This window comes from Pseudomonas sp. ABa2 (assembly GCF_056676075.1).
Genome location: NZ_CM155239.1, coordinates 1,625,484 through 1,646,522 on the forward strand (window position 1 = coordinate 1,625,484; position 21,039 = coordinate 1,646,522).

The 21,039-nt window shown below is 60.5% G+C and carries 23 protein-coding genes and 2 pseudogenes; 12 read left to right on the forward strand and 13 right to left on the reverse strand.

The window, feature by feature from the left end; genetic code table 11:
- Nucleotides 1-13: 13 nt before the first annotated feature.
- From AC1G9C_RS07955 to AC1G9C_RS08000, 10 genes and pseudogenes are all read right to left on the reverse strand, one after another.
- A pseudogene (locus AC1G9C_RS07955) lies at nucleotides 14-3,006 on the reverse strand (Tn3 family transposase).
- 3 nt (nucleotides 3,007-3,009) lie between these two features.
- Complete coding sequence (locus AC1G9C_RS07960; protein WP_034011919.1) at nucleotides 3,010-3,420, reverse strand: putative toxin-antitoxin system toxin component, PIN family; 411 nt, start codon at nucleotides 3,418-3,420, stop codon at nucleotides 3,010-3,012.
- Nucleotides 3,420-3,659, reverse strand: a complete 240-nt coding sequence (locus tag AC1G9C_RS07965; protein ID WP_034011918.1) for a ribbon-helix-helix domain-containing protein — start codon at nucleotides 3,657-3,659, stop codon at nucleotides 3,420-3,422. Before AC1G9C_RS07965 ends, AC1G9C_RS07960 begins: the two co-directional genes overlap by 1 nt.
- 409 nt (nucleotides 3,660-4,068) lie before the next feature.
- Nucleotides 4,069-4,938: an HD-GYP domain-containing protein gene (locus tag AC1G9C_RS07970; RefSeq protein WP_223198360.1), complete on the reverse strand. Its 870-nt coding sequence runs from the start codon at nucleotides 4,936-4,938 to the stop codon at nucleotides 4,069-4,071.
- Between the two features lie 83 nt (nucleotides 4,939-5,021).
- Entirely contained in the window at nucleotides 5,022-5,333 is a 312-nt protein-coding gene (locus tag AC1G9C_RS07975; protein ID WP_480410395.1) for a DUF3391 domain-containing protein, read from the reverse strand.
- 156 nt (nucleotides 5,334-5,489) lie between these two features.
- The gene (locus AC1G9C_RS07980) at nucleotides 5,490-5,870 is read right to left on the reverse strand and encodes a hypothetical protein (RefSeq protein ID WP_001054412.1); all 381 of its coding nucleotides are present in this window, start codon (nucleotides 5,868-5,870) and stop codon (nucleotides 5,490-5,492) included.
- The gene (locus AC1G9C_RS07985; RefSeq protein ID WP_000091614.1) at nucleotides 5,867-6,193 is read right to left on the reverse strand and encodes a hypothetical protein; all 327 of its coding nucleotides are present in this window, start codon (nucleotides 6,191-6,193) and stop codon (nucleotides 5,867-5,869) included. The genes AC1G9C_RS07980 and AC1G9C_RS07985 overlap by 4 nt, the downstream gene beginning before the upstream one ends.
- Before the next feature lie 23 nt (nucleotides 6,194-6,216).
- Nucleotides 6,217-6,551: pseudogene (locus AC1G9C_RS07990) on the reverse strand (transposase).
- A gap of 14 nt (nucleotides 6,552-6,565) precedes the next feature.
- Nucleotides 6,566-6,901 carry a helix-turn-helix domain-containing protein gene (locus AC1G9C_RS07995; protein ID WP_001172026.1) on the reverse strand — a complete coding sequence of 112 codons (336 nt, stop codon included), beginning with the start codon at nucleotides 6,899-6,901 and terminating at the stop codon, nucleotides 6,566-6,568.
- Nucleotides 6,882-7,199: a type II toxin-antitoxin system RelE/ParE family toxin gene (locus tag AC1G9C_RS08000; protein ID WP_222938819.1), complete on the reverse strand. Its 318-nt coding sequence runs from the start codon at nucleotides 7,197-7,199 to the stop codon at nucleotides 6,882-6,884. The genes AC1G9C_RS07995 and AC1G9C_RS08000 overlap by 20 nt, the downstream gene beginning before the upstream one ends.
- A 251-nt stretch (nucleotides 7,200-7,450) precedes the next feature.
- Here AC1G9C_RS08000 and AC1G9C_RS08005 point away from each other — a divergent pair, with 251 nt between their 5' ends.
- The 3 genes from AC1G9C_RS08005 (at nucleotide 7,451) to AC1G9C_RS08015 (ending at nucleotide 12,148) form a co-directional block, all read left to right on the forward strand.
- Nucleotides 7,451-8,053 (forward strand): recombinase family protein, encoded by a 603-nt coding sequence (locus tag AC1G9C_RS08005; protein ID WP_010465829.1) that lies wholly within the window; start codon nucleotides 7,451-7,453, stop codon nucleotides 8,051-8,053.
- Nucleotides 8,037-11,066 (forward strand): Tn3 family transposase, encoded by a 3,030-nt coding sequence (locus AC1G9C_RS08010; RefSeq protein ID WP_024015041.1) that lies wholly within the window; start codon nucleotides 8,037-8,039, stop codon nucleotides 11,064-11,066. Before AC1G9C_RS08005 ends, AC1G9C_RS08010 begins: the two co-directional genes overlap by 17 nt.
- 236 nt (nucleotides 11,067-11,302) lie before the next feature.
- A complete protein-coding gene (locus AC1G9C_RS08015; RefSeq protein WP_003464995.1) occupies nucleotides 11,303-12,148 on the forward strand; it encodes an AraC family transcriptional regulator in 846 nt (281 codons plus the stop codon).
- Nucleotides 12,149-12,177: 29 nt separating this feature from the next.
- Here AC1G9C_RS08015 and AC1G9C_RS08020 read toward each other — a convergent pair whose 3' ends face one another.
- Both AC1G9C_RS08020 and merR read right to left on the reverse strand, forming a co-directional pair.
- Nucleotides 12,178-12,696: a YkgB family protein gene (locus AC1G9C_RS08020; protein ID WP_003464991.1), complete on the reverse strand. Its 519-nt coding sequence runs from the start codon at nucleotides 12,694-12,696 to the stop codon at nucleotides 12,178-12,180.
- Nucleotides 12,697-12,970: 274 nt separating this feature from the next.
- On the reverse strand, nucleotides 12,971-13,405 hold the full coding sequence (gene merR / locus AC1G9C_RS08025; protein WP_000429838.1) for an Hg(II)-responsive transcriptional regulator: 435 nt from the start codon (nucleotides 13,403-13,405) through the stop codon (nucleotides 12,971-12,973).
- 71 nt (nucleotides 13,406-13,476) lie between these two features.
- Here merR and merT point away from each other — a divergent pair, with 71 nt between their 5' ends.
- From merT to merE, 6 genes are read left to right on the forward strand one after another with little or no spacing between them, the layout of a single operon-like run.
- Nucleotides 13,477-13,827, forward strand: a complete 351-nt coding sequence (gene merT / locus AC1G9C_RS08030) for a mercuric ion transporter MerT (protein ID WP_001294667.1) — start codon at nucleotides 13,477-13,479, stop codon at nucleotides 13,825-13,827.
- Between the two features lie 15 nt (nucleotides 13,828-13,842).
- Nucleotides 13,843-14,118, forward strand: a complete 276-nt coding sequence (gene merP, locus AC1G9C_RS08035; protein WP_000735441.1) for a mercury resistance system periplasmic binding protein MerP — start codon at nucleotides 13,843-13,845, stop codon at nucleotides 14,116-14,118.
- Nucleotides 14,119-14,120: 2 nt separating this feature from the next.
- The gene (merF, locus tag AC1G9C_RS08040; protein WP_000654684.1) at nucleotides 14,121-14,366 is read left to right on the forward strand and encodes a mercury resistance system transport protein MerF; all 246 of its coding nucleotides are present in this window, start codon (nucleotides 14,121-14,123) and stop codon (nucleotides 14,364-14,366) included.
- A 20-nt stretch (nucleotides 14,367-14,386) separates the two neighbouring features.
- Nucleotides 14,387-16,009 carry a mercury(II) reductase gene (gene merA / locus AC1G9C_RS08045; RefSeq protein ID WP_425312120.1) on the forward strand — a complete coding sequence of 541 codons (1,623 nt, stop codon included), beginning with the start codon at nucleotides 14,387-14,389 and terminating at the stop codon, nucleotides 16,007-16,009.
- 16 nt (nucleotides 16,010-16,025) lie between these two features.
- Nucleotides 16,026-16,391 carry a mercury resistance co-regulator MerD gene (gene merD / locus AC1G9C_RS08050; RefSeq protein ID WP_003465059.1) on the forward strand — a complete coding sequence of 122 codons (366 nt, stop codon included), beginning with the start codon at nucleotides 16,026-16,028 and terminating at the stop codon, nucleotides 16,389-16,391.
- Nucleotides 16,388-16,624 carry a broad-spectrum mercury transporter MerE gene (gene merE / locus AC1G9C_RS08055; protein ID WP_001087809.1) on the forward strand — a complete coding sequence of 79 codons (237 nt, stop codon included), beginning with the start codon at nucleotides 16,388-16,390 and terminating at the stop codon, nucleotides 16,622-16,624. The genes merD and merE overlap by 4 nt, the downstream gene beginning before the upstream one ends.
- A gap of 52 nt (nucleotides 16,625-16,676) precedes the next feature.
- Here the strand turns inward: merE and AC1G9C_RS08060 are convergent, their stop codons facing one another.
- The gene (locus tag AC1G9C_RS08060) at nucleotides 16,677-17,291 is read right to left on the reverse strand and encodes a recombinase family protein (protein WP_000904941.1); all 615 of its coding nucleotides are present in this window, start codon (nucleotides 17,289-17,291) and stop codon (nucleotides 16,677-16,679) included.
- Between the two features lie 97 nt (nucleotides 17,292-17,388).
- Here AC1G9C_RS08060 and AC1G9C_RS08065 point away from each other — a divergent pair, with 97 nt between their 5' ends.
- Genes AC1G9C_RS08065 through AC1G9C_RS08075 form a run of 3 tightly spaced genes read left to right on the forward strand, consistent with a single transcriptional unit; the run spans nucleotide 17,389 to nucleotide 21,035 of the window.
- Nucleotides 17,389-17,628: a ribbon-helix-helix domain-containing protein gene (locus tag AC1G9C_RS08065; RefSeq protein WP_003089107.1), complete on the forward strand. Its 240-nt coding sequence runs from the start codon at nucleotides 17,389-17,391 to the stop codon at nucleotides 17,626-17,628.
- On the forward strand, nucleotides 17,628-18,038 hold the full coding sequence (locus AC1G9C_RS08070; RefSeq protein ID WP_003463562.1) for a putative toxin-antitoxin system toxin component, PIN family: 411 nt from the start codon (nucleotides 17,628-17,630) through the stop codon (nucleotides 18,036-18,038). The genes AC1G9C_RS08065 and AC1G9C_RS08070 overlap by 1 nt, the downstream gene beginning before the upstream one ends.
- 3 nt (nucleotides 18,039-18,041) lie before the next feature.
- Entirely contained in the window at nucleotides 18,042-21,035 is a 2,994-nt protein-coding gene (locus tag AC1G9C_RS08075) for a Tn3 family transposase (RefSeq protein ID WP_003299771.1), read from the forward strand.
- The last annotated feature ends 4 nt before the right edge of the window (nucleotides 21,036-21,039 follow it).

The following is a 21,039-nucleotide window of genomic DNA, read 5'->3' on the forward strand; positions in this document are numbered from 1 at the left end:
CGATCACAAACAGCTACAGGTCTTCCTCTGGATTACGCAGTGGCCGTAGCTCACCTCGGGCGACTTCTTCCGGTACCGCGAAGGAGTACCGTCCCAACATATTGATATGCTCGAAGATCAGCGGCGACAGCCGAACCAGATCCTCTTCCTGCACCGGGTAGCCGTGCTGCTTTAGCCGTTCCACAGCTGCCGTCATGTAGAGGGTGTTCCACAGCACGATGATGTTCACCACCAGGCCCAAAGCACCGAGTTGATCCTCTTGACCTTCGCGATAGCGCTGGCGAAGCTCGCCGCGTTTGCCATGGAACACGGCACGGGCCAGGCTGTGCCGACCTTCGCCTCGGTTCAGTTGGGTCAGGGTGGCGCGGCGCTTGGACTCATCATCGATGTAGGTCAGTGTGTGCAGGGTTTTCTCGATCCGCCCAAACTCTGCCAGCGCTTGGGCCAGGCGGGTCGGACGATCTCCCGTTTGCAGCGTGCGCATGATGCCGGTCGCCGGCACTCGACCGAGCTTGAGTGAACCAGCTAGGCGTAGTAGGTCATCCCAGTGTTCCGCGATCAGGTCGAGCTTGACCGACTGCCGGGCGAGTCCGTTGAGCTTGCCGTAATCCGCTTCTGGGCGTGTGCGCCAGAAGCGGGTGCCGCCGACATCGGCCAAGCGCGGGCAGAAGTGATAACCGAGCAAACGGAACAACCCGAACACCACATCGCTGTAGGCACCGGTATCGGTCATGATTTGTGTGGGCTGCAATTCGGTCTGTTGTTCCAGCACAACCGCAAGCAGTACCAGGCTGTCGCGCAAGGTGCCGGGTACTGTGATGGCGTTCAGGCCGGAGAACTGGTCGGAAATCAGGTTGTACCAGGTGACGCCCGGCCGGTACCGAAGTATTTCGGGTTGGGCCCAGCATGCACGGTGCGCACTGGTACGACGAAACGCATGCCATCGGCGGAGGCCACTTCGCCGCCGCCCCAGATCTGAGCCAGCTCCAGTTGGCTTTGCGCCGACACCAGAATGGCGTTGGCTGCTGACAGGGTGTCGTCACGGAGATAGTTCTGGCTGACCCACGACAGCCGATCACGGCGCAGCGCTTGGTTATCGTTGCGGATCAATGGCTCCAGGCCGGTGTTACAGGCGCCTCCCAGCAGCACGGCGCACAGACTTGTCACCAGGTTGTCGGCCCGCGTATTGCGTTCGGATACATGGGTGAAGGCCTCAGCGAAGCCGGTACGGGCCGCGATTTCCAATAGGATTTCCGGCAGATCGACACGCGGCATCAAGTCGGCCACTGCTGCACGCAGTTGCAATAGCGAGTTTGGCTCCTCCAACTTGTCCAGCGCCCCGAGGGACAGCTCGGTTTTACCCTCTGCGCTCTCACTTAGCTGGATGGCCGGGTTGTCGGGAAGTCGGGCGGCAACCGCCTGCCACGTTGAATCCAGCTCAGCAGACAAAGCGTCCAAAGTGGTTTTGGCGTCGATGGTCAAGCCCAGTGAGCGGCAGATGATCGGTCGCGCCGACAGCCATTCTGCGCCATCGAGCAGACCGATACGCGGGTCGGCATAGCGCCAACTGGGTGCAACAAAGACATCGCGGCGGCGTAGGGCCGTGCGTAGTGCATCGAGCGTGCAGAAGACATAGGCGCCCATGTCGAGGGAGCCATCTTCGCGGGTGATGTGGTTCTGCCAGGCCTTGGCAACAATCTCCTGCGGCGCGTCATCCTCGGGCTTCCTGCGAGGTAGATTCAGTTGCAACCAGTCCAGACTAGCCGCCACCCCCTTGCCGGCGGGACTGAAGCCGAAGCGAATATGTTTCAGAAGATCGGGAAGGAAGCGGCGCACACTGCGGTAGCGCTCCTCCAGGGCGAGGTAAAATACATCGTTGGCCGGACGGATCAACGCAGTGACCTCTTCCAGGGCTTTCTCCAGCCTGACACGTGGCAGGTCGTTGAACAGCTGGGAACGGACGTTGTCATCGCTGATCGAGCTATCCAGCACGACCTTGCACGCAGCAGCGAGTGTTGCCGCCGAGCGATCCAGGTCTTTTAGGCTACGCAACCGGGCTTTCTTGTCAGCCTTCTCCGCATTGTTGAAAATATCACGTAGTAGCGCCTCCAGAACTTCCAGCGCATCGTCGTGCGCACTGGCTTCAAGGGAAACCGCGAACGCCACCAGCGTCGCCAACCGGCGCGACGCCGGCAGTCGATTGATGGCCGTGACCTTGGCCGTGTTGGAAAAGCGGGCCAGGGCTGCAATACGGCTGGGCGGGATATGTGCAGCCGGCGGCAAGGCGATACCCAACCCACGCACATCATCCAGCCGACGCAGCGCCCGAATCAGAGCAGGGCCACTGACCATCACCGGGCCGGAGCGTAGTTGATCCAGCCGGGAACTGCGGTTGCCTTCAGCCACCAGAAGCAAGTCTTGTAGGTGTTGTCTCTGTTCCTCGGTCACGCTGCGGCCTAAGGTGTACCAGAGGCGTTCTTCAACGCGGCTACGCAGTTGGGCAATGAAACGCTCTAACTGGGAAACCCCAGGCAATAGGACTTTCTGTGTGAACAGCCATGAGGCGGCTCGTTCAAACAGCACACCAGGCCGATCTGTGCCTGTCCAGCAGAGGGCATACAGCCAGCGGCTCAAACGAAAGCCGATGCCAGGGTCTGTAAAGTGGCGATAGCCATAGCGCTCTTGAATATCGGCCGTATGTATCCAGCGACGATGATCGCTGTAACGCGCAAGACAGTCAGGGTCGGCGATTGCCAATTGCCGACAAAGTACATGCAGGACTTCCACCGGCACAGCAACGGGCTTGTCCGGCAAAACACCCACGAAGCGAACGGTAGTCAGCAGAACGGCATAGCCCAGGCGGTTATGGTTGCCGCGTAGTACCTGGACGGCTTCACGGTCTTCATCGCTCAGGTGGAAGTAGCGCTCCAGTTCATCACGGCTGGGTGCCTCGATGTAGCGACCAAAGCCGTCGCGCTGCTCCTGGGTCAGAAAGCCGACCGGCATGGATCACAGTACCTCGGCGCAGAACACCGCGGGGGTGACAATCCGCGTGCGTTCGATATGCCCGCGCTGCAAGAGGCCGGCGCGGCGATCACCGGTCACCAGATAGTCCGCATTGCCCGCCAAGGCCATGGCCAGCAGAAATGAATCATCCGGATCATCGGCTTCAACCTCGATGACCAAGCGCTCCAATACTACTGCGCGTTGCAGGTTGTTGATCATGGCTCCGACTTTGGCAGGCTGCAGGATGGCCTGAAGCTTGGGGTATCGACTAGCGCGCCGAATCTCATCGAGCTGTGCCCGTGAGGTTACTACCTCGAAGCGAGCCGAACGCCAGGCCCGATAGATCACATCAGGGGCCCCATGCGGTGAGATCAGCGCGCTGAATAGAATGTTGGTATCCAATACAACCCGCATCAGCGTTTACGTGCCCAGTCGAGCGCTTCATCAACCGCGTCGGTCAGCTCTGCCTCACTTAGATGGACGTTGAAAGCCTTGGCCTGTTCAGCGCTCAGTTCCAGGATGTGTGCCCGCACCGCCTCTTCGATGAAGCGCGACAGGTCGCCCTTACGGCCACCGCCTTGGCTGGCCAGAAACATGCGAAGCGATTGGTCGGTGTCGGTAGAGACGGCGACGTTCCAGCGAGTGGTGTTCATGACTTCTCCAATAACAGGTGTTTGTGTGTTTATACACCCGTTCCTTGCCGCTTCGCAATGGTTCGATAAAACCCTCGTTTTATAGAACTTTAACGGAAGACCAGCCCTGCTCTGAGTTAAGCCTCATTATGGTTTTAAATACTGGTATCGTTAATCAAGGTTCTATTTTCAATTTATCTGTTGAGTAAACGGTACTTCTGATGAAAATTGGCTATGCGCGGGTGAGTACTCGGGATCAGAACGGGGATGTAAGCCGGAACCCCAGAAATTTCCGTCACCCTAGTTGGGTGGGCTCAACACTCGTGTCACCAGCTACCTTCTGGAGAATCGAGCTCGGCCATCCCTCCCTGGACGGGCATCGCTCGACGATGTTCAACGGCTCCCTCACGGGGCCGTCGTTTTGTGGGGGCTATTCCATCCACAAGTCGTCGAGGTTCTTGAAGTTCCAGAGCGTCGGGTCTTCGGGGCCAGTGATACTGTCCTTGCAACTCGTGGCCGCCAGGTCGATGGTCTGCATCGGGATCGGCTCTCTCGAGCGTAGCGAGAAGAACACGCGAACCTTGGGAGTCAGCAGTGATTCCATTCCCGGCTCAACGACAACGGCCAGACGCTGAGAGGACAGGCGAACCAAGGAGCCGACGGGGTAGATGCCCACGGCCTTGACGAAGGCGTGGAAGATGCGTTTGTCGAAATGGCCCTCCCACTTGGCCATCTGCCGCATCGCCGCGGACGGGTCCCACGGCTTTTTGTAGGCTCGCTCCGACGTCACGGCATCATAGACGTCGCAGATTGCGCCCATGCGGGCCAGGAGTGAAATGGCGTCACCGGCCAAGCGATCCGGGTAGCCGGTTCCGTCGATCTTCTCGTGATGGTGCAGGGCAATGTCCACCACCCCGGGCTCGGCCCCGCCTGCGCGCAGCATCTTTGCGCCCTCCACAGGGTGGCGCTTCATGATGGCGAACTCGGCATCGGTGAGCTTGCCTGGTTTGTTAAGCACTTCCAGCGGCATCGCGGCCTTGCCTAGGTCGTGCATCAGTCCGCCGATGCCAGCCAGGCGCGTTTGCTCCTCGTCTAGATCGAGATGCCGGGCCAGCGATAGCATCAGGGCGCAGACGGCAACCGAGTGCAGGTAGGTGTAATCGTCGTGCGTTTTGATGCGTGCGACGCTGATGAGGGCATGAGGTTGGCGCAGCACCGAGGCAGCGATTTCTCCGACCAGCGGCAACGTCGTGCTTGGGTCGACGGCCTTGCCAAGCCGGGCTTCCTGGAACATGTCCATGACTTGGGACTTGGCCGCAAGACAGAGTTTCCGTGCATAACACATTTCGCTCTCCATTGAGGTTGCGCCGTCACTTTTCTTGCTTAGTGGACTAGACGGCAGAGATTGCTCCTCCGACAATTCTCTGGGCTCTGGGCTCTGGGCTCTGGGCTCTGGGCTCTGGGCTCTGGGCTCTGGGCTCTGGGCTCTGGGCTCTGGGCTCTGGGCTCTGGGCTCTCTGGGCTCTCTGGGCTCTCTGGGCTCTCTGGGTCGACTTGGCTTTTGGCCAAGTCGACCCAGACCTCCCCGACGCCACATTCTCGAATGGCAGAGAGATCCTGAGGCTCGGTCAGCAGGAAGCTGCCGCGCCAGAATGAGTGTCGAACCCAAGAGCAGGCGAGCTTGTGGATGTACATGCCGAGACGAAGCTCGGATACGGGAATGCGTTTTACCAACTTATTTTCCTTTCTGAGTTGGGTGGTTAGGCGTGCGCCGAGGCTGGCACCCAGCGGTAGAGCGGAGGTAAGGTCACGCCAAGATTCTTGGATCAGCCGGAACCGCCGAAATTTCCGTCAGCCGATCAACATGGCTTTGTCTCGCGCTCGGTCGATGCGTTCCTGCATCGCCTGCATGACTTCTTCGTGGGTGTACGACTTGGCGTTGGGGTCGTCGGCCTCTCGGAGAGCTTCCTCGACCTCGCGGGTCATCCGCGCATATTCTTCCGGCCACAGCGCTTGCTCCATGCGCAGCGACGCCTGCCCAAGCAGGTGCAGCAGGCCGAACAGCCGCATGTCATTGGTGGCGACGACGTGCTCTCGAATCCGCTCCTGGATCACCTCGCAGGCCCGATGCGCCTCTGGCGTCGCCGTGCCCTCGTAGCCGGCTGGGAGTTCTGCTTCTTCAGCGATTCGCGCCCAAGCGATAGCCAGCGCCTCGATGGTGGACAGGTTCATTTGCTCATCCACTTGCGCAGCAGACGCTTTTTCAGGGAGGCGCGCTCTTGCGGATTGCGTCCCTTGTGGTTGGCAATGCGATCCGCCGTGGCGGCCTGGCGCTTGATGGGCCAGTAGGAGCGGCCATCCTTACCCATCGACCAGACGTTGCTGACCTGGTTTTCCAGTAGAGGCAGATGGGCGCATAGAGCTTCCGGCGACGCGCTGGCCAGCGCGGTGCGCTCGTGGGTTCGCCAGCGCTGATGCCAGAGTTTCTTGTCCTCGCGCTCGCTACGGCAGGTCGTGTGCCCAACGATGGGCGTTTTGCGGCGGCTGCGGCTCATGATGTGGTTGTCTCCAAGAACATTCAGGACAGGCTTTCTGGGTAGAGCGCCGTCACCGGGACAGGGTTTCTTGCACTTGTTCCAGCGAGGTCATCAGATGATCAACCTGATCCTGAAGATCCACGGCGAGATCAAATAGCTCAGCCACTCGGCTGCGTGATCCCTCGTTGAACGCGGCCATTGCCAGTTGATGCAGCTTCAACAGGTCGGTGCGCAGTTGCGGAGGTGCGCCGTCTGCGCTGTCATTCAAATCGCCGCGCAGCACGTCCACGGCATCGACTGCACGCAGCAGTGCCGTGGTATCGAAATTCTCGGGAGTCAGTTCGTCCCATTCGTCGTCGGTGATGCGGGCTGCCATCAGGAGAGCTCCGATTAAGCGGTTGCGAGCGTTAGATGCCCGATCGGCTCGGCTGCTGGCCGTACCTTGATTTCGATGTCGTAGCCGAGGCGATTCAGACAATCCATCAGCTTGCGTTCGGATAGATTGGTGAAGTCGCCGCGCATCATGCCCGACACCTTCGGTTGCGGGATGCCCATGCGTTTGGCCGCCGCTTGTTGAGTCAGCCCAAGGGCGCGCATGGCCCTCCTGATCTCGACCACCAGGCCGGTCTTGATCTTGAGCTTTTCAGCGTCAGGCAGTCCAAGGTCGGCAAAGACGTTGCCCGAGCTGCGCTGAACCTCGACGCCTTCAATGATTCGTTTTTGCATTTCGTAGCTCCTGTGCCAATACCTCGGCCACCTTCAGCCGAGCGCGGATGATGTCCATGTCGGCCTTTGGCGTGGCGATTCCGCTCTTGCTCTTCTTCTGGAAGCAGTGCAGGACGAACACCGCTTCCGCAAACTTGACCGTGTATACCGCTCGATAGGTGCCGCCGGCATCGTCTTCGACGACCTCCAGCACGCCGGCACCACCGAACCCCTTGAGCACCTTTGCTGCGTCATCCTGATCGCCTATCTGCGCCAACGAGAGCGCGTAACCGAAACGGCGACGCACGTCGGACGGCAACGCCATCAAATCCTTGTGGCTGCTCGCGATCCATTCGAGCGGTTTTTCTTTGTTTGTCATGACGGAATTTTATACCTGTTCAGGTAATGATGTAAACGCGGCAACCTCAAGGAGGTGTCGTAAAACATTTGTTTTGCGACAGGCTGTCAGCCGCCGCTGTGCTACCTGTGCAACACCCCCTCAAAAATGTACGGAAAACTCTATCGCTATTCACTATTATGCGGAAACCTGTTTTTGATGGTTATCCGCCTATGTTGGTTGGCTACATGCGCGTGTCGTCGGACTCCGACCGCCAGAGCACGGACTTGCAGCGCGACGCGCTGCTCGCCGCCGGCGTCGATCCGCGTCACCTGTTTGAGGATCGTGCCTCTGGCGCGAAGGATGACCGTGCCGGCTTGGCGCGGGCGCTTGAGTTCGTTCGAGCCGGCGATGTGCTGGTGGTGTGGAAACTCGACCGGCTCGGTCGCTCGCTGTCGCACCTGCTCGCCATTGTGACTTCGCTCAAGGACAAGCGGGTGGCGTTCCGCTCGCTGACAGAGAACCTGGACACTACGACGCCCTCGGGCGAATTCCTGTTCCAGGTGTTCGGTGCGCTCGCGCAGTACGAGCGCGCCTTGATTCAGGAGCGCGTCGTCGCGGGCTTGGCCGCCGCACGCAAACGCGGCCGGATCGGCGGCCGGCCGCAGGCGATCACTGGTGAGAAGCTGGACGCCATCGTCGCCGCGCTCGATGGCGGCATGTCTAAGGCGGCGGTGTGCCGCAACTTCAATGTCAAGCGCACTACGTTGATCGAAACATTGACGCGAGCAGGTTGGCGTGGTGCGGGAAGGACGGTCGATGAGCAACAAGAATAAGCTACTCACCGTCTTTTCTGACGCAGAGCAGGAAGCCTTGTACGGCCTACCGGACTTCGACGATGCTCAGCGGCTGGAATACCTGGCGTTGGCCGAATCTGAACTGGCGTTCGCCAGCAGCCGGCCTAGCCTGCAGGCCCAAGTCTATTGCGTCTTGCAGATCGGCTACTTCAAGGCCAAGCATGCTTTCTTCCGCTTCGATTGGCATGAGGTCGAGGACGATTGCGCCTTCGTGCTGAGTCGCTATTTCCACGGCGAAGCGTTCGAACGCAAGGCGATCACCAAGCATGAGCACTACAGCCAGAGGGGTCAGATCGCCGAACTGTTCGGCTACCGGTCGTGGGCGGCTAGCTTCCTGCCGCAACTGGCACAGCAGGCTGAACAGATCGTGCGGCGCGACGTAATGCCAGGATTCGTGGCCGCCGAACTGATCGTTTGGCTCAGCGAGCACAAAATCATCCGGCCCGGCCACACCACCTTACAAGAGCTGGTCAGTGAAGCCCTGTCCACCGAACGCAGGCGCTTGGGCGGCTTGCTGGCAGAAGTGTTGGACGAATCGGCCAAAGCTGCGCTGGGCCAGCTCCTGGTGCGTGACGACACCCTGTCTCAACTGGCAGCGCTCAAGCAGGACGCTAAAGATTTCGGCTGGCGTCAGATGGCAGGGGAGCGCGAGAAGCGCGCCACGCTGAAGTCCTTGCACGGGATCGCCAAGGCGCTGCTGCCCAAGCTCGGCATCTCGCAGCAGAACCTGCTGTACTACGCGAGCCTGGCGAACTTCTATACCGTCCATGACCTGCGCCACCTGAAGGCGGAGCAGACCCGGCTCTACCTGCTGTGCTATGCCTGGGTACGTTACCGGCAGCTCACCGACAACCTGGTCGACGCGATGGCCTTCCACATGAAAAAACTTGAGGACGAGAGCCGCACGGGTGCGAAACAGTCCTTTGTCGCCGAACAGCTGCGACGCCATCAGGAAACGCCGCAGGTTGGCCGCCTGCTGTCGCTGTACGTGGACGACAGCGTGGCCGATCCGACGCCGTTCGGCGAGGTGCGCCAACGCGCCTACAAAATCATGTCCAGGGAATTGCTGCAAAACACGGCGCAGCGCATGAGCGTCAAGCCACTGAACAAACTGGCGCTGCACTGGCAGGCGGTGGACGGCCTGGCCGAACGCATTCGACGCCATCTACGGCCGCTGTACGTCGCGCTCGACTTCGCCGGCACGGCCCCCGATAACCCATGGCTCGCGGCGCTGACTTGGGCCAAGAGCGTGTTCGCCAAGCAGCAGCGCCTATCACAACGGCCACTCGACGAATGTCCGGCGGCAACGCTGCCGAAACGCTTGCGTCCGTACCTGCTGATGTTCGATGCCGAAGGCACGCCGACAGGCCTGCATGCCGATCGTTACGAATTCTGGCTTTACCGTCAGGTCAGGAAACGCTTCCAGGCGGGCGAGCTCTACATTGACGATAGCTTGCAGCACCGGCATTTGTCCGACGAGTTGGTTTCGATGGACGAGAAAGCCGCCGTGCTCGCGCAGATGGACATCCCCTTCCTGCGGCAGCCGGTCAGTGCCCAGCTCGATGCACTGGCGACCGAGTTGCGTGCGCAATGGGTGGCGTTCAATCGCGAGCTGAAACAGGGCAAGCTGACGCACCTGGAATACGACAAGGACACGCAGAGACTGACCTGGCGCAAGCCCAAGGGGGAGAACCAGAAGGCGCGCGAGCAAGCTCTCTACGAGCAACTGCCATACTGCGATGTCGCCGACGTGTTTCGCTTCGTCAACGGCCAGTGCCAGTTCCTGTCGGCGCTGACACCATTGCAGCCACGCTATGCGAAGAAGGTAGCCGACGCCGACAGTCTGATGGCGGTGATCATTGCCCAAGCCATGAACCACGGCAACCAGGTTATGGCACGTACCAGCGACATCCCGTACCACGTCCTGGAGAGTACCTACCAGCAGTACCTGCGCCAGGCGACGCTACATGTGGCCAACGATTGCATCAGCAACGCCATCGCCGCACTGCCGATCTTCCCGCATTACTCGTTCGACCTCGATTCGTTGTACGGTGCCGTTGATGGGCAGAAATTCGGCGTCGAGCGACCAACTGTGAAGGCGCGCTACTCGCGCAAATATTTCGGCCGCGGCAAGGGCGTCGTCGCCTACACGCTGCTGTGCAATCACGTGCCGTTGAACGGCTACCTGATAGGCGCACACGAGTACGAGGCTCACCACGTGTTCGACATCTGGTACCGCAACACGTCGGACATCGTGCCGAGCGCGATCACCGGCGACATGCACAGCATCAACAAGGCCAACTTCGCCATCCTGCACTGGTTCGGACTTCGTTTCGAGCCGCGCTTCACCGACCTCGACGACCAGTTGCAGGAGCTGTATTGCGCCGATGATCTGGCATTGTACGAGAAATGCCTGATCCGGCCGGCTGGCCAGATCGACCGGCAACTCATCGTCGGTGAGAAGGCGAACATCGACCGAATCGTCGCCACACTGGGCCTGAAGGAAATGACGCAGGGCACGCTGATCCGCAAGCTGTGCACCTATACGGCGCCGAACCCGACGCGGCGCGCAATCTTCGAGTTCGACAAGCTCATCCGCAGTATCTACACACTGCGCTACCTGCGCGACCCGCAACTGGAGCGTAATGTTCACCGCTCGCAGAACCGCATTGAGTCCTATCACCAGCTACGCTCGACCATCGCCCAAGTCGGTGGGAAGAAGGAATTGACCGGCCGCACCGACATCGAAATCGAGATCAGCAACCAGTGCGCCAGGCTGATCGGCAACGCGATCATCTTCTACAACTCGGCGATCCTGTCCCTGCTGCTGACGAAGTACGAGGCAGCTGGCAATGCCAAGGCGCTGGCGTTGATCACGCAGATGTCGCCAGCGGCCTGGCGGCACATCCTGCTGAACGGGCATTACACCTTCCAGACTGACGGCAAGTTCATCGACCTGGATGCGCTCGTGGCGGGACTGGAGCTGGGCTGACGGAAATTTCTGGGATTCCGGCGTACAACCCCGTAAAATAGAAGAGTGAGCACTTGATTTGCTGGTGCTTTCAAACAACGGTGTTGTTTTTTTAACAGCCGAACTGGAAAGGGAGGCTGAGCTGCTCAGTGATCACTTTATCCGTTGGCTGATTTACGCCGGCATGTTCGCTACAGGCACTGAACGACAACGCAGATGGTATGGTCTGTGCGTTCTGACTCGTCAAGGATCGGCCAATGGATCGTTTGTCTAATTTGCTCTCGCGGTTCGGCGTGCGGGCCAATCTGTTCTATGACGGCGACCTATGCGGCTCTGCATCTTACGATGGCGCCGAGCGGCGAGGTTATATCCATCTGCTTCAGGCCGGCAGCGTGACGTTGCTTGGTCCCGATCGCAAGGATTTGCAGCTCACTCGCCCTAGCTTGATTTTTATGCCACGCCCCGCCAAGCATCAATTGTTTGCGGGTGAGTCCGATGGCGCAAAGTTGTTGTGTGCTTCCATGGAGTTTGAGGGCGGAATTGATAATCCTTTGTCGGCTTCATTACCGGACTGTTTGGTGCTCGCACTCGATGATCTGCCCATGCTGGCAGACACGTTGGAGTGGATGTTTGCCGAGGCGGCAAATGTGCATTGTGGAAGGGAAGCCGCGCTTGAGCGCTTATTTGAGCTCCTAATCATTCTGTTGCTCCGTTACCTGCTCGATCATCACCAGTTGCGCACCGGAATGATGGCTGGACTGGCCGACATGCGGCTTGCCCGATCGCTTTTACAGATGCACAACTCCCCGGAACATGCCTGGTCAATAGCAGAGCTGGCCAGTGAGTCAAATATGTCACGCGCTGCGTATGCCGTGCATTTCAAGAGTGTCATCGGACAGACGCCTGCTGATTATTTGTTGAGTTGGCGAGTTAGCCTGGCTCAGAAGCTGATGCGAGAAGGGCGCTCGATTACGCTGATTGCAGCTCAAGTCGGCTACGAAAGTCCTTCGGCGCTGTCTCGCGCATTTAGACGCAAGACGGGGTTGAGCCCTCGTGACTGGTTGAAAGATCTGGCGGGGGAAAATGATGGCAAAAAGGCCTAAGGCATTACTGCCTTAAGCCATTGAAAAAATTATGCATTAATTTTACGTTTTTCCAGTTCAACCAGCGAATGGCCTGCCACAAATATCGAAACAGCAAGCAACCCTAAGTCTTTAAGCAGAAACTGACCTGGCGCAACGGAAATCGCCGGAAACCCTAAACTAGGCTCAATGACGCCCGGAGTGGAAAACATAAAGCTAAGGGTTGTGAAGAACAGGCCTGCAGACAGAGCGCCTCCTACCACGGATAGTTTGGGCGACAGCATGCGGCCTGCGATCAGAGTGCCGATCGAAATCTCTAGTATGCCGAGCAGGCTGGAGAACATGTCGACCGAAAAAATGCTATACACCCATCCCAAAAGCGGGCTGTTGCTCACCAGTGGAACCAGGCCCTCGGCCTCGTAGTGGGTAAATTTCATGCCGCCGAACCAGAAGTAAATAATAGCGAGAGCCAAGTACGCGCCATAGATACCTAGCCCCATAGTTTTGGTTCCAAGCGTTAAGTGGGCCTGTACGCTGGACTTCGAGTTTTCAATGCCTATGGTTTTCATGTCTGAGCTTCCAGTAGTGAGTGAGAGTGTGTTGGCTGCCGAACGCCGTATGCGTTGGCGATGAGATGATTATGGCTGGCATCTCTAATCAAGAGGCATCAGAAAGTATTGATTTCAGTGCAGATCGTCTTGGGCGGTGCAATTCGCGATGAAGGGATCGCCGTGGAGAGCGATGAGTGCACTATTTCGATAAAGGAGTCGTTTTACATAGGTCGATGAAGGAGTCGCCTCAGAAAACGGAAAATAAAGCACGCTAAGGCGTAGTTCCCTCGGGCTACACCGCGTCCGCACTGCGCGGTTCTTTCTTCCCTTGCAGTGACGCAATCAGCGGGCAGGAAACGTTCCCCTTCCGCGCATGGCAGGCGCACACCAAATCAGACAGCACGGCCTCCATGCGCGCCAGGTCAGCCATCCTCTCGCGCACGTCCTTGAGCTTGTGCTCGGCCAGGCTGCTGGCTTCCTCGCAATGGGTGCCATCCTCCAGCCGCAGCAGCTCGGCGATCTCATCCAGGCTGAAGCCCAACCGCTGGGCTGATTTCACGAAGCGCACCCGCGTTACATCCGTCTCGCCATAGCGGCGAATGCTGCCGTAAGGCTTGTCCGGTTCCGGGAGCAAGCCCTTGCGCTGATAGAACCGGATGGTCTCCACATTGACCCCGGCCGTCCTGGCGAAAACGCCAATGGTCAGGTTCTCCAAATTGTTTTCCATATCGCTTGACTCCGTACATAACTACGGAAGTAAGCTTAAGCTATCCAATTCAGATTCGAAAGGACAAACGTATGTCTGAACCTCAAAACGGGCGCGGCGCGCTCTTCACTGGCGGGCTGGCCGCCATCCTCGCCTCGGCTTGCTGCCTCGGGCCGCTGGTTCTGATCGCCTTGGGGTTCAGCGGCGCTTGGATCGGCAACTTGACGGTGTTGGAACCCTATCGCCCCATCTTTATCGGCGTGGCGCTGGTGGCGTTGTTCTTCGCCTGGCGGCGCATCTACCGGCCGTCAGCCGCCTGCAAACCGGGTGAGGTTTGCGCGATTCCCCAAGTGCGAGCTACTTACAAGCTCATTTTCTGGGGCGTGGCCGTGCTGGTTTTGGTCGCGCTCGGATTTCCCTACGTCGTGCCATTTTTCTATTGATCACAGGAGTTCACCATGAAAAAGCTGCTTTCCGCCCTTGCCCTCGCTGCCGTTGTTGCCCCCGTGTGGGCCGCCACCCAGACCGTTACGCTGTCCGTACCGGGCATGACCTGCTCGGCCTGTCCGATCACTGTCAAGAAGGCGATTTCCAAGGTCGATGGCGTCAGTAAAGTTGACGTGACCTTCGAGACGCGCGAAGCGGTGGTCACCTTCGATGATGCCAAGACCAGCGTGCAGAAACTGACCAAGGCTACCGAGGATGCGGGCTACCCATCATCAGTCAAGAACTGATCATGAAAGACCCGAAGACACTGCTGCGGGTCAGCATCATTGGCACAACCCTCGTGGCGCTGTGTTGCTTCACCCCTGTTCTGGTCATTTTGCTCGGTGTGGTCGGCTTGTCCGCGCTGACCGGCTATCTGGACTATGTGCTGCTGCCTGCGCTGGCGATTTTCATCGGCTTGACCATCTACGCCATCCAACGAAAACGCCAAGCCGATGCCTGCTGCACCCCGAAATTCAATGGAGTAAAAAAATGACCGAAATCACCGTGAATGGCATGACCTGCACATCCTGCGCCACCCATGTCAAAGATGCTTTGGAAAAGATTCCCGGCGTGAATGCCGCTGTGGTGTCCTATCCAGAAAGCCGCGCGCAAGTCATGGCAGACACCGCCGTGAGCCACAACCAACTGCTGGCCGCCATCGCCGCATTGGGTTATCAAGGCTCGATCCGGGTTGGTGATTTCAAAGATGAACCAAAAATCCGTGATGCACTTGAGGGCGCCGGTTTGCATATCGCCATCATTGGCAGCGGCGGGGCCGCGATGGCGGCGGCGCTGAAGGCCGTCGAGCAAGGCGCGACGGTCACGCTGATCGAACGCGGCACCATCGGCGGCACCTGCGTCAATATCGGCTGTGTGCCGTCCAAGATCATGATCCGCGCTGCCCATATTGCCCATCTGCGCCGGGAAAGTCCGTTCGACGGCGGTATTGCGGCAACTGTGCCTGCGATTGACCGCAGCAAACTGCTGGCCCAGCAGCAGGCCCGTGTCGATGAACTGCGGCACGCCAAATACGAAGGCATCCTGGACGGCAATCCAGCCATCACCGTTTTGCACGGTGAAGCGCGTTTCAAGGACGACCAGAGCCTGGTCGTCCGTTTGAACGAGGGTGGCGAGCGCGAGGTAACGTTCGACCGCTGCCTGGTCGCCACCGGTGCCAGTCCGGCCGTGCCGCCGATTCCGGGCCTGAAAGAGTCACCCTACTGGACTTCCACCGAAGCGCTTGTCAGCGACACCATTCCCGCACGCCTGGCCGTGATCGGTTCGTCGGTGGTGGCGTTGGAACTGGCGCAAGCCTTTGCCCGGCTCGGCAGCCAGGTCACGATCCTGGCACGCAGCACCTTGTTCTTCCGGGAAGACCCGGCCATCGGCGAGGCCGTGACAGCCGCTTTCCGCGCCGAGGGCATCGAGGTGCTGGAGCACACGCAAGCCAGCCAGGTCGCCCATGTGAACGGCGAATTCGTGCTGACCACCGGACACGGTGAATTGCGCGCTGACAAGTTGCTGGTTGCCACCGGTCGGGCACCGAATACGCGCAGCCTCGCGCTGGACGCGGCGGGGGTCACTGTCAATGCGCAAGGGGCCATCGTTATCGACCAAGGCATGCGCACGAGCAACCCGAACATCTACGCGGCCGGCGACTGCACCGACCAGCCGCAGTTCGTCTACGTGGCAGCGGCCGCCGGCACCCGTGCCGCGATCAACATGACCGGCGGCGACGCAGCCCTCAATCTGACCGCGATGCCGGCAGTGGTGTTCACCGACCCGCAAGTCGCCACCGTGGGCTACAGCGAGGCGGAAGCGCACCACGATGGCATCGAGACCGACAGTCGCACGCTGACACTCGACAACGTTCCGCGAGCGCTTGCCAACTTCGACACACGCGGCTTCATCAAGCTGGTCATCGAGGAAGGTAGCGGACGGCTCATCGGCGTGCAGGCGGTGGCCCCGGAAGCGGGCGAACTGATCCAGACGGCGGTGCTCGCCATCCGCAACCGCATGACGGTGCAGGAACTGGCCGACCAGTTGTTCCCCTACCTGACAATGGTCGAGGGGTTGAAGCTTGCGGCGCAGACCTTCAACAAGGACGTGAAGCAGCTTTCCTGCTGCGCTGGATAAAAAAAGGAGGTTTTCAATGAGCGCCTACACCGTGTCCCGGCTGGCCCTTGATGCCGGGGTGAGCGTGCATATCGTGCGCGACTACCTGCTGCGCGGATTGCTGCGTCCGGTGGCGTGCACCCCGGGCGGCTATGGCCTGTTCGATGATGCCGCCTTGCAACGGCTGTGCTTCGTGCGGGCGGCCTTCGAGGCGGGCATCGGCCTGGACGCGCTGGCGCGGCTGTGCCGGGCGCTGGATGCTGCGGACGGCGATGAAGCGGCCGCGCAGCTTGCCGTTCTGCGCCAGTTCGTCGAGCGTCGGCGCGAAGCGTTGGCCGATCTGGAGGTGCAGTTGGCCACCATGCCGACCGAGCCGGCACAGCACGCGGAGAGTCTGCCATGAACAGCCCCGAGCGCTTGCCGTCCGAGACGCACAAACCGATCACCGGCTACCTGTGGGGCGCGCTGGCCGTGCTCACCTGTCCCTGCCATTTGCCGATTCTCGCCATTGTGCTGGCCGGCACGACGGCCGGCGCGTTCATCGGAGAGTACTGGGGTATCGCAGCCCTCACGCTGACCGGTTTGTTCGTCCTGTCTGTGACACGACTGCTGCGGGCCTTCAAAGATCGATCATGAGCGCTTCCCATTGAGACAAACCACGCTGTCGCTACGTTGCCTCATGCCGGCATCAAATTCGGCTGAGTAGCTTCTCGCCATCTGGACGTAGCTCACCCTTGGGTGAAACATGCCGATACAGGGTCTGCCGCGTGACGCCAAGTTCCTGGCACAGGTCGCCGACCTTGGTCTCTGGCTGACCCATTGCCGCCATCGCCAGCCGCAGCTTGGCGGCGGTCATCTTGAACGGCCGGCCGCCTTTCCGCCCGCGCGCGCGGGCCGAGGCTAGGCCGGCAATCGTGCGCTCCGCGATCAACTCGCGCTCGAACTCGGCCAGGGCGGCGAAGATGCCAAAGACCAGCTTGCCGGCGGCGGTCGTGGTGTCGATGGCCGCGCCGTGCCCGGTTAATACCTTCAAGCCGATGCCGCGCCCAGTCAGGTCGTGCACGGTGTTGATGAGATGTCGCAGGTCGCGTCCGAGCCGATCCAGTTTCCACACGACCAGTGTGTCGCCAGTTCGCAACGCCTTCAGGCAGCTCGTCAAGCCGGGCCGATCCTCGCGCATGCCGGATGCCTGGTCCTCGTAAAGATGTACTGGATCGACCCCGGCGGCAATCAGCGCGTCGCGCTGCAAATCGGTAGCCTGGGAGCCGTCCGCCTTCGATACCCGCATGTAGCCTATCAGCATGTCGTACCTGTCACATATACGTTCGTTTTGTCGAACCATTGCATCGCCCTTTGTGATTGGCGTATAAACACACAAACACCTATTAGCGGAGAACGCTATGAATACCATTCGCTGGAATGTCGCCGTCTCGGCCGACACCGACCAGTCGCTTCGGATGTTTCTGGCCAGCCAGGGCGGCGGCCGTAAGGGCGACCTGTCGCGCTTCATCGAAGAAGCGGTACGGGCACACATCCTGGAGCTGAGCGCTGAGCAGGCCAAGGCCGCTAACGCCCATCTGAGTGAGGCAGAATTGACCAACGCGGTTGACGAAGCGCTCGACTGGGCACGTAAGCGCTGATGCGGGTCGTGTTGGATACCAACATCCTGTTCAGCGCCCTGATCTCGCCACATGGCGCGCCCGATGCGATCTACCGTGCCTGGCGGGCGGCGCGTTTCGAGGTGGTGACCTCGCGGATGCAACTCGATGAAATTCGTCGAGCCAGCCGCTATCCCAAGCTTCAGGCCATCCTACAGCCCGCCAAGGTGGGCGCCATGATCAATAACCTGCAACGGGCTGTGGTACTGGAGCGCCTGACCATCGAGGTCGAAGCCGATGATCCGGATGACTCGTTTTTGCTGGCCATGGCCTTGGCGGGCGATGCGGACTACCTGATAACCGGTGATCGCCGCGCCGGCCTGCTGCAACGCGGGCACATCGAACGCACGCGGATCGTCACGCCCGCCGTGTTCTGCGTCGAGGTGCTGTGATCAATGCCGGTCGGTTTTCTGACTCAAGAGCAACGCGACGGTTTTGGCCGCTATGTTGATTCGCCCAGCCGTGAAGAGCTGGAACGTTACTTCCACCTGAGCGATGAAGACCGTGAAGCCATCCAGGTGCTGCGGGGTAACCATAACCGTCTGGGTTATGCCGTTCTGCTGACCACCGTCCGCTTCGTTGGCGTTCTGCCGGACAAGCCCGCCGCCGTGCCGGTGGAAGTCCTGCAGGTGCTTTGCCGACAACTGGCGATTCCAGACCCCGACTGCCTCCAGCGCTATAGCGATCATCGCCGCTGGATACATGCCACCGATATTCAGAACCGCTTTGGCTATCGTCATTTCACCGATCCGGGCATCGGCTTTCGCTTGAGCCGCTGGCTGTATGCCCTCTGCTGGACGGGCACCGACCGGCCGGGAGTGCTGTTTGAGCGAGCCACCTCGTGGCTGTTCACACAGAAAGTCCTCCTGCCTGGTGTGTCTCAACTAGAGCGCTTTATCGCCCAGTTGCGCAGTCGGGTCGAAGAACGCCTCTGGTTTACGCTGGGCCGCAGCGTGACTGAGGAACAGCGATTGCAACTGCAAGACTTGCTGACGGTGGCCGAAGGCAACCGCAGCTCCCGGCTGGATCAATTGCGCTCCGGCCCGGTCATGGTCAGTGGCCCCGCGTTGATTCGGGCACTGCGCCGGCTCGATGACGTGCGCGGCATCGGCATCACCTTGCCGGCGGCGGCGCACATCCCTCCCAGCCGTATCGCCGCCCTGGCCCGCTTCGCCAACACGGCCAAGGTCACCGCGATTAATCGGCTGCCGGCGTCGCGGCGGATGGCGACACTGGTGGCCTTCGCACTCTGCCTGGAGGCGACTGCGCACGACGACGCACTGGAAGTCCTGGAGGCCTTGCTGCGCGACCTGTTCAGCAACGCGGAGAAGGCCGACAAGAAAGCCCGCATGCGCAGCCTGAAAGACCTGGATCGGTCGGCCGCGACGCTCGCCGCCGCGTGCAAGGTCGTGCTGGACAGCTCGATCAGCGATGACAACGTGCGCGCCCGGCTGTTCAACGACCTGCCGAGGACCACCCTGGAAAAGGCCCTGGAAGAGGTCAACGCGCTGATCCGCCCGGTAGATGACGTCTATTTTCTTGCATTGGAAGCGCGCTACCGCAGCGTGCGCCGCTTCCTGCCCGACCTGCTCAAGCACATCCGCTTCGGCTTCAGCCCGGCCGGCAAGGGCGTGGCGGCTAGTCTGGAGTGGCTGCAACTGAACCTGCCGCGCCGGAAGCCAGAGGATGACGCGCCGCAGGAGATCGTGGCCAAGGCTTGGCAGAAGCACATCACCCGCGAAGATGGCTCCCTCGACATGGGTGCCTATGTGTTCTGCACGCTCGATGCGCTGCGCACGGCCCTGCGCCGCCGCGATGTCTTCGTCTCGCCCAGTTGGCGCTATGCCGACCCGCGCCTTGGCCTGCTCGACGGTGCCGAATGGCTGGCGGCGCGACCGATCATCTGCCGGTCACTGGGCCTGACCATCGACGCCAAAACCACCCTGGACGCCTTGTCCGTCGAGCTGGATGCAACCTGGCTGGCAGTAGCCGCGCGCCTGCCCGACAACCCGGCGATTCAACTGAGCGAGAACACCGAGGGCAAGACCGAACTGTCGCTCGGGGCGCTGGACAAGCTGGACGAGCCCTGCTCGTTGCTGCAACTGCGGGCGGCCGTGTCTGACCTGATGCCGCGTGTCGATCTGCCGGAAATCCTCTTGGAAATCGCCGCCCGCACTGGCTTTTCCGAGGCCTTCACCCATGTCTCCGAACGCAATGCACGCGCCGACAACCTGGTCACCAGCCTCTGCGCGGTGCTGTTGGGCGGGGCCTGCAACACCGGCCTGGAGCCCTTGATCCGCACCGACAACCCGGCGCTGCGCCGTGACCGGCTGTCCTGGGTCAGCCAGAATTATATCCGCGACGACACCCTGTCAGCGGCTAACGCCATCCTGGTCGGAGCGCAAAGCCAACTGGAACTGGCCCAAGTCTGGGGTGGCGGCGAGGTCGCCTCCGCCGATGGCATGCGCTTCGTCGTACCGGTGCGCACCGTGCATGCCGGCCCCAATCCGAAGTATTTCGGCACCGGCCGGGGTGTCACCTGGTACAACCTGATTTCCGACCAATTCTCCGGCCTCAACGCCATCACCGTGCCCGGCACGCTGCGCGACAGCCTGGTGTTGCTGGCGGTCGTGCTGGAACAGCAGACCGAGTTGCAGCCGACGCAAATCATGACCGACACCGGGGCCTACAGCGATGTGGTGTTCGGGCTCTTCCGCCTACTTGGCTACCACTTCAGTCCGCGGCTGGCCGATGTCGGCGGTACCCGCTTCTGGCGCACGCGCCCGGACGCGGACTACGGCAAGCTCAACGGGCTGGCCCGCCAGTCGGTCAAACTCGACCTGATCGCCGAGCACTGGGACGACCTGCTGCGCCTGGCCGGCTCGCTCAAACTCGGCCGGGTGCCGGCGACTGGCATCATGCGCACGCTGCAAACGGGAGATAGACCCACCCGGCTGGCCCAGGCGCTGGCCGAATTCGGGCGGATCGAAAAGACTCTGCACACGTTGACCTATATCGACGACGAGTCCAAGCGCCGCGCCACCCTGACCCAGTTGAACCGAGGCGAAGGCCGGCACAGCCTGGCCCGCGCCGTGTTCCACGGCAAACGCGGCGAGCTCCGCCAGCGCTACCGCGAAGGCCAGGAAGACCAGCTCGGTGCTCTGGGCCTGGTGGTGAACATCATCGTGCTGTGGAACACCCTCTACATGACGGCGGCCGTGGAACGGCTCAAGCAGCACGGCTATCCAGTGCTGGAAGAGGATTTGGCCCGGCTATCGCCGCTGATCTACGAGCACATCAACATGCTCGGGCGGTATTCCTTTGCGGTACCGGAAGAAGTTGCGCGCGGCGAGCTGCGGCCACTGCGTAATCCAGACGACGACCTGTGATCCC

What these genes read in the sequence shown, in the direction of transcription:
- AC1G9C_RS07960 (WP_034011919.1), bottom strand. Translation starts at nt 3,420, where the DNA reads ATGCGGGTTGTATTGGATACCAACATTCTATTCAGCGCGCTGATCTCA.
- AC1G9C_RS07965 (WP_034011918.1), bottom strand. Translation starts at nt 3,659, where the DNA reads ATGAACACCACTCGCTGGAACGTCGCCGTCTCTACCGACACCGACCAA.
- AC1G9C_RS07970 (WP_223198360.1), bottom strand. Translation starts at nt 4,938, where the DNA reads ATGGACATGTTCCAGGAAGCCCGGCTTGGCAAGGCCGTCGACCCAAGC.
- AC1G9C_RS07975 (WP_480410395.1), bottom strand. Translation starts at nt 5,333, where the DNA reads ATGTACATCCACAAGCTCGCCTGCTCTTGGGTTCGACACTCATTCTGG.
- AC1G9C_RS07980 (WP_001054412.1), bottom strand. Translation starts at nt 5,870, where the DNA reads ATGAACCTGTCCACCATCGAGGCGCTGGCTATCGCTTGGGCGCGAATC.
- AC1G9C_RS07985 (WP_000091614.1), bottom strand. Translation starts at nt 6,193, where the DNA reads ATGAGCCGCAGCCGCCGCAAAACGCCCATCGTTGGGCACACGACCTGC.
- AC1G9C_RS07995 (WP_001172026.1), bottom strand. Translation starts at nt 6,901, where the DNA reads ATGCAAAAACGAATCATTGAAGGCGTCGAGGTTCAGCGCAGCTCGGGC.
- AC1G9C_RS08005 (WP_010465829.1), top strand. Translation starts at nt 7,451, where the DNA reads ATGTTGGTTGGCTACATGCGCGTGTCGTCGGACTCCGACCGCCAGAGC.
- AC1G9C_RS08010 (WP_024015041.1), top strand. Translation starts at nt 8,037, where the DNA reads ATGAGCAACAAGAATAAGCTACTCACCGTCTTTTCTGACGCAGAGCAG.
- AC1G9C_RS08015 (WP_003464995.1), top strand. Translation starts at nt 11,303, where the DNA reads ATGGATCGTTTGTCTAATTTGCTCTCGCGGTTCGGCGTGCGGGCCAAT.
- AC1G9C_RS08020 (WP_003464991.1), bottom strand. Translation starts at nt 12,696, where the DNA reads ATGAAAACCATAGGCATTGAAAACTCGAAGTCCAGCGTACAGGCCCAC.
- merR (WP_000429838.1), bottom strand. Translation starts at nt 13,405, where the DNA reads ATGGAAAACAATTTGGAGAACCTGACCATTGGCGTTTTCGCCAGGACG.
- merT (WP_001294667.1), top strand. Translation starts at nt 13,477, where the DNA reads ATGTCTGAACCTCAAAACGGGCGCGGCGCGCTCTTCACTGGCGGGCTG.
- merP (WP_000735441.1), top strand. Translation starts at nt 13,843, where the DNA reads ATGAAAAAGCTGCTTTCCGCCCTTGCCCTCGCTGCCGTTGTTGCCCCC.
- merF (WP_000654684.1), top strand. Translation starts at nt 14,121, where the DNA reads ATGAAAGACCCGAAGACACTGCTGCGGGTCAGCATCATTGGCACAACC.
- merA (WP_425312120.1), top strand. Translation starts at nt 14,387, where the DNA reads ATGACCTGCACATCCTGCGCCACCCATGTCAAAGATGCTTTGGAAAAG.
- merD (WP_003465059.1), top strand. Translation starts at nt 16,026, where the DNA reads ATGAGCGCCTACACCGTGTCCCGGCTGGCCCTTGATGCCGGGGTGAGC.
- merE (WP_001087809.1), top strand. Translation starts at nt 16,388, where the DNA reads ATGAACAGCCCCGAGCGCTTGCCGTCCGAGACGCACAAACCGATCACC.
- AC1G9C_RS08060 (WP_000904941.1), bottom strand. Translation starts at nt 17,291, where the DNA reads ATGCTGATAGGCTACATGCGGGTATCGAAGGCGGACGGCTCCCAGGCT.
- AC1G9C_RS08065 (WP_003089107.1), top strand. Translation starts at nt 17,389, where the DNA reads ATGAATACCATTCGCTGGAATGTCGCCGTCTCGGCCGACACCGACCAG.
- AC1G9C_RS08070 (WP_003463562.1), top strand. Translation starts at nt 17,628, where the DNA reads ATGCGGGTCGTGTTGGATACCAACATCCTGTTCAGCGCCCTGATCTCG.
- AC1G9C_RS08075 (WP_003299771.1), top strand. Translation starts at nt 18,042, where the DNA reads ATGCCGGTCGGTTTTCTGACTCAAGAGCAACGCGACGGTTTTGGCCGC.